General features: G+C 35.9%; 1 pseudogene. It reads right to left on the bottom strand.

The features are described 5' to 3' along the window. Positions 1 to 31 precede the first annotated feature (31 nt). Positions 32 to 1,381, bottom strand: a pseudogene (locus HMPREF2686_RS10060) (IS3 family transposase). Positions 1,382 to 1,436 lie beyond the last annotated feature (55 nt).

The raw sequence follows: 1,436 nt of genomic DNA, 5'->3' as shown, positions 1-1,436 counted from the left end.
TGTACTGACCCCAAAAAGTTAGACAAATAATTTAAGTGAAGGATTTAGTCCTGTATTGCACAGGACTGAGTCCTTTTAGTTTTACCTTAATTCGTTTGTTGTTGTAATAGTCAATATAGTCTACAATAGCTTGTTCCAATTGGTTAAGTGACTTAAATGTATTCTCGTAACCATAAAACATTTCCGATTTCAAAATGCCAAAGAAGGATTCCATCATGCCGTTGTCTGGGCTGTTTCCTTTACGTGACATGGACGGTTGAATTCCTTTATCCTCTAAAAAACGATGATAATACTGGTGTTGATACTGCCATCCTTGATCACTATGGAGAATTGTATTTGTGTAATGATTCTCAGTAAAGGCCTGGTCTAACATAGCTTTCACTTGTTCTAAATTTGGTGAAGTTGAAAGATTATAAGCGACGATTTCACTGTTAAAACCATCTAATACTGTTGATAAATAGAGCTTTTGGCTGCTTGCTGGAATGGCAAATTCTGTCACATCTGTGTAGCACTTTTCCATTGGTTTTGAAGCTTCAAACTGGCGTTGAATAAGGTTGTCGGCTTTCTTACCAATATCTCCTTTGTGAGAAGAATACTTTCGCTTCTGCCGGATTCTAGCTTGTAAATTGAGGACGTTCATCAACCGCTGAACCCTCTTATGATTGACCAAAAAACCCGCGATTTCTTAATTCTAAATGTATCCGACGATAGCCATAATTTCCCTTGTGTTCAGTAAAAATAGATTGGATTTCAGCTTTAAGCCCGTGATCCTTATCTGGTTTTTCTAGCTGTTTCAAGTGATAATAGTAGGTCGAACGAGCGAGTTTAATGGCTTTTAGAAGAATATCTAACGAAAACTCAGTGATTAATTCTTGAACAATTTCTGTCTTTCTTCTTTCTCTTTTTCCTCCTTCAATCGGAGTTCTCTCAACTTTTTTAGAATGGCATTCTCCGCTCTCAGGTATTCATTTTCTGCTTGAAGACGTTCTAACTCTGTCATTTCTTCAGATTTCTTCTTTAGCTTGCGTCCCATTTTAGGTGCTCTCCCTCTTGTTTTCTCAACAATAGTATACCCATTTTTCTTGTATTGTGCCAGCCAATTTGGAAGCATTCCTTGGTTTGGAAGAGCATAATCAAGGCTTACACTTCTTTGTGAACGACCTTCAAGTAAGACTTTATCAATGATTTCTCGTTTTAGTTCAGGAGAATAGTAACAATTCTTTCCTTTTTTTACGATTTCTATTCCATAACGATCAATCAATTTAATCATGTACTGAAGATTAGAAATCTTTATCCCAAATTGATTTGAAAGTCGCCTAAAACTCTCTCCTTGCTTTCTTGATTCATATATTTGAACTTTATCTTCAAAAGTTAATTTCATAATAAAAGCACCCCAAAAGTTAGATTTTTCTGTCTAACTTTTAGGGTGCAGTTCA

The organism is Streptococcus sp. HMSC057G03, from assembly GCF_001808745.1.
Lineage (GTDB): Bacteria > Bacillota > Bacilli > Lactobacillales > Streptococcaceae > Streptococcus > Streptococcus parasanguinis_Z.
This window is presented reverse-complemented; position numbering and strand designations above follow the sequence as displayed.